A 4463-nucleotide genomic window follows, 5' to 3' on the forward strand; every position below is an offset into this window, starting at 1 on the left:
GGTCATACCAACGCACCAATTGAGACAAATCCAGCGCCTCACCGCCGAAGATCACATGACGCAACGACAACGAACCGGCCGAATCGCCAGCCATCCGATCCGCCTCGGCGAACTGATAGAACGCCGAAGGAGTCTGATTGAGCACTGTCACTCGCTCCCGCACAACCAACTCACGGAACTGCTCCGGCGAGCGAGAAGTCAGGTAATCCACCACCACAACAGTGCCGCCGTACAACAGCGGGCCCCACAACTCCCACACCGAGAAATCAAACGCGTAACTGTGGAACAACGTCCACACGTCCGAACCATCGAAACCGAACCGCGGCTGAGCATTCGCAAACAACTCCACCACATTCCGATGACTGACCGCCACACCCTTCGGCTTCCCAGTCGAACCGGACGTATAGATCACGTAGGCAATATCGTCGGCACGCAACGCAGAACGACGATCACCGTCCGACACCGGCGAACCGTCGTAATTCGCCAAGTCCAACGCCATCACGTCAAGAACTGGCACCTCGACATCGACGACATCACCTGCAGCGACGACGCACACAGGACGCGCGTCCCCCAACGTATAAGCGATTCGCTCTGCCGGATACGTCGGATCAATCGGAAGATAGCCACCACCGGCCTTCACAACAGCCAACAACGTGACAACCAACTCGACCGACCGCGGCAAGATAACCGCCACCAACGACTCCGGACCAACACCCGACTCGATCAGCTTGCGCGCCAACCGATTTGCCGCCTCATCCAGCTCGCCGAACGACAACCGGCGACCCTCGAACACCACGGCAGTCGACGAAGCCTCACCCACAACCCTCGCGTCGAACATCGAAACCAACGTCGTGCCGGGCTCGACCTCGACACCAGGAACCATCCAAGAATCCAAAACGTCCGAACGCTCGGCAGCATCGAGCAAATCGATATCACCGACCACCACCGTGGCATCCGCTGCAATCGCTTCAAGAATCACAGTCAACCGACCGGCGAAAGATTTCACCGATGCCTCGTCAAACAAATCCGTCGCATAAACGAGTGCCACGCTCAGGCCCCCTGACGCAGCAGTCGCGTCGGACTCCCAGATCGTGAACTGCAAGTCGAATTTGGCTGTCGCCGAATCGACATCGAGCCCAGAGATGATCAATCCCGGTACCTCGAGGCTGCTTTGCGTGCTCTGCCCAAGATTCTGCATAGAGAGCATCACCTGAAACAGCGGATTCCTCGACTGCGATCGCGAGGGATTGAGCACCTCCACCAACCGCTCGAACGGAACGTCCGAGTTACCGAATCCATCGAGATCGATATCTCGAACCCGGGCGATCAAGTCGATGAAAGACATGTTGACGTCAACATCTGTGCGGAGCACGAGCGTATTGACGAACATCCCGATGAGGTCATCGAGAGCTTGATCGCCTCGACCGGCGACCGGAGTGCCGATCGCAATGTCCGAAGTCCCGGACAACCGCGCCAGCAGAATCGCCACGGCACTGTGCAACACCATGAACAGAGATGCGTTGTTGTCGAGCGCAATTCGATTGAGAGCCTGGTGGAGATCCGGCTCGATCGTGAATGTGTGCCCGGCTCCCCGGTTCGACGCGACGCGCGGGCGCGGGCGGTCCGACGGAAGATCGAGCTGATCGGGGATACCGGCCAACGCGTGGCGCCAGTAGTCGACCTGGCGAGTGATCAGAGAATCCGGGTCGTCCTCACTGCCGAGAACCTCGCGCTGCCACAGTGCAAAGTCGGCGAACTGTACGGGCAGCGGAGCAAGATCGTGCGAAATTCCCTGTGTCCGAGACACATAAGACGAAACGATGTCCTTGGTCAACGGTCCCATGGAGAACCCGTCACCGCTGATGTGATGGACGACGAACACGAGGACGAATTCGTCGGCGGCGAATTGGAAGAGTGCCGCCCGAATCGGAACCTCGGTGGTCACGTCGAATCCCGGAGTCACGAAGTCGGTCACGCGCTCGACGATCGCCGACTCGTCCACCCGTATGGGAGTCAGGTTCGGTACCACGGCTGCAATGTCGACCAGGCGCTGATATCCGACGCCGTCGACCTCCGGGTACACAGTCCGAAGGATCTCGTGCCGCTCGATCAAATCCTCGAGTGCGCCTTGCAACGCATCGACATCGAGCGCTCCGCTGAGCCGCAGCGCGACCGGAATATGGTCGACTGCCGATTCTGGTTCGAATCGATTGAGGAACCACATGCGCTGCTGTGCCAAAGACAGCGGAACCAACTCGGGGCGCTCGCGAGGGATCAGGGGAACGTGAGCCTTGCGGTCTTCTGAGATTTTCGCTTCGTCGATGAAGACGGCAAGTTCTGCGGCGGTGGGTGCGTCGAAGAAGTTGCGCATGTCGATGGCGATGCCGTGTTCGGCATTGATCCGCGCAACCACGCGAGTGGCGAGCAACGAGTTGCCGCCCAGTTCGAAGAAGCCGTCATCTGCCCCTACCCGATCCTGCCCGAGTAGATCGGCAAAGATCGCGACCACACCGGCTTCGGTGGGTGTCGCGGGCTCGCGGTACTCAACCGTCTTCGACACGAATTCGGGTGTGGGCAAAGCCTTTCGATCCAGTTTGCCGCTGGCGTTGAGCGGAAACTCGTCCAGTTCGACGAACATGGCAGGGATCATGTAGTCGGGTAGCCGTTCGCCAAGCGACGACGTCAGATTCTCAGAATCGATACCCTCGGCGACGATGTAGGCCACCAAGTTGTCACCGATCGTTTCGTCCGAATGGACGATCACCACGGCTTGGGAAACACCTTCGCAATCGAGCAGTGCCGCCTCGATCTCACCGAGCTCGATGCGCAGACCGCGGAGCTTGACCTGAAAGTCGGTGCGACCGATGTATTCGAGCTGACGGTTCGCTCCGGCACCGCGCCAGCGCACCAGGTCTCCGGTTCGGTACATCCGGGATCCGTCAGTAGCGCCGGGCCGCGCCACGAAGCGGTCTGCCGTGAGATCGGGACGCGACACGTATCCCCTGGCCAGCTGACTCCCGGCAAGATAGAGCTCTCCTGCTACACCCGACGGCGAGGGCCGCAGCGCATCGTCGAGCACCAGGAGCTCGGTATCCGCAACTGCTGCACCGATCGGCACCGACACCTGATCCTGCTCGCCGGTTTCGTAATAAGTCACGTCGACGGCGGCTTCGGTCGGGCCGTACAGGTTGTGGAGTCCAGCGCTGCTGACCTCGCGCAGACGTGCCGCCGTTCGAGCCGGCAACGCCTCACCGGAAGCGAACACGTAGCGAAGGGTTTTGACCTGCGCAACAAGGGGTTCGGCGACGAACACGGCTAGCATCGACGGCACGAAGTGCACCGCCGTCACTCCGCGCTCGATCATCGTGCGAGCCACGTACACCGGATCACGATGTCCGTCGGGTTCCGCGATCACCAGCGATGCACCGACCTGCAGCGGCCAGAAGAACTCCCACACGGACACATCGAAAGTGAAGGGTGTCTTCTGCAAGATAACGTCGTCGGCAGTGAATCCGTACTCGGTCTGACGCCATTGCAGGTTCGCGACGATGGCACGGTGAGAGACTGCAACGCCTTTGGGGCGTCCGGTCGATCCGGACGTGAAGATGACATACGCAGTGTTGTCCGCGCGCAGCGGCGCCAACCGGTCGGCGTCGGTGACAGTTGTCTCGGCACGACCCGACAAGTCGAGGGTGTCGACGTCGAGCGTGGGCGTACCGTGCGGCAGCACCACGGCATCGGACGTTCGTGTGAGCACAGCCGTGGGCTTCGCGATTTCGAGTACGTAAGCGAGACGGTCGGCAGGATGATCCGGGTCGAGTGGAACGTACGCGCCGCCGGCCTTGACGATCGCGTACATCGAGACGAGGAGATCGATCGATCGACGCATCGCGAGACCGACGAGGCTGTCCGGTCCGACACCTGCCGCGACGAGTTCACGGGCCAGGCGGTTCGCCCGCGCGTCGAACTGCGCGTAAGTGAGCTGCGTTCCGGCGTAATCCAGCGCGAGCGCATCCGGCGTCCGCTCGACCTGCTCGTCGAAGAGTCCTGCGAGGGTCACGTGTGCATCGGACTCCGACGCGACCTCCACGATCGAAGTGCCGTCGGTGATGAGACGGTCGACCACCGCGCCGAGACCGTCGGCCTCGCTGCCGATCAGCTCTGGCAGCACCGTGGAAACGACAACAGGAACCAGGGCATCCGCCCCCAATGCCCCACCCATCGCGGTGTCGAGAGTGACCAACTCGTCATTGAGTCGTCCGTAGCTGATTTCGGTTCCACCGTGGCTCAGAGCCACACGATCAGGATCTACCGCCGCAACTGCAGCCACCAACTTCGGCAGATCTTCGATCGTCAGCGACTGCGGTCCCGGAATACCGACGGACATCTACACTTCCTCCAACTGACTTTCGTGAAGTGCGCCCCGGTCGAGCACAGCGTTCTGCTCGGCCGGAGGCGTTCAC

At 61.0% G+C, this 4463-nt stretch carries 1 protein-coding gene; it reads right to left on the reverse strand.

Translation table 11 applies throughout. The annotated features are described in order from the left end of the window. Nucleotides 1-4387 (reverse strand): amino acid adenylation domain-containing protein (locus tag RWT78_RS28375; RefSeq protein ID WP_314682638.1); only part of this gene is annotated, 4387 nt, incomplete at its 3' end. Nucleotides 4388-4463: the final 76 nt, after the last annotated feature.

Source organism: uncultured Rhodococcus sp., assembly GCF_963525155.1.
GTDB classification, from domain to species: Bacteria; Actinomycetota; Actinomycetes; order Mycobacteriales; family Mycobacteriaceae; genus Rhodococcus_F; species Rhodococcus_F qingshengii.